This is a genomic window from Cryobacterium sp. MLB-32 (assembly GCF_000738085.1).
Taxonomy (GTDB): Bacteria; Actinomycetota; Actinomycetes; order Actinomycetales; family Microbacteriaceae; genus Cryobacterium.
Genome location: NZ_JPRS01000716.1, coordinates 1 through 568 on the forward strand (window position 1 = coordinate 1; position 568 = coordinate 568).

Below are 568 nucleotides of genomic sequence, written 5' to 3' on the forward strand. Positions count from 1 at the left end.
TCGTAAACCCGGTGACTCGGGTTATACGGAGTGCGTCAGCAACGGGCCACAGCATCACAACCTGATACTTCGAGAGATCCTGTAAACCATCAATTTCATTGCCCAGCTTCTTGCCGACTGTCTCGATTGTTATCCCGAGCGTTGCGGCCGCGTCCGCGGCTGACTCGATATCCCCGCGCAACAGCCCGAAATCTGCTAACGGCTGGTCTTGATTGTGAAAAGCGAACGTTTCTTCGACAATGTCGGCCCAGCTGTCCGCGTCTGGCCCTTCAAGCTCGAAATCGGGTGCCAGCAGAATTCGCTCATTGCGTGTCGTGGCAGCTGCGAGCTGTGATTGGAAGACTTGGGATGTTGTGAGCCATAGAAAGATCACAGGTGCGCCGATCTTACCGTTACGGTCGAGCAGACTCAGCCGCTCAATAAACTGGGTCGGAAGGTCTTCAGCACTCGCTACGTTTTCCTCGTACTGGTCCACGATTGCGATAATGAGCTTGCCCTCGTCGGACTTGTGCGTAGCCCGAAGCTCCTGGAGCAGAGAAGATTCCGAGAGAATCCCCTGCCGAGTCAG

General features: G+C 55.3%; 1 protein-coding gene. It reads right to left on the reverse strand.

Translation table 11 applies throughout. The annotated features are described in order from the left end of the window. A partial coding sequence (locus JF66_RS21045) for a hypothetical protein (protein WP_197059539.1) occupies positions 1-475 on the reverse strand: 475 nt, incomplete at its 3' end. Positions 476-568: the final 93 nt, after the last annotated feature.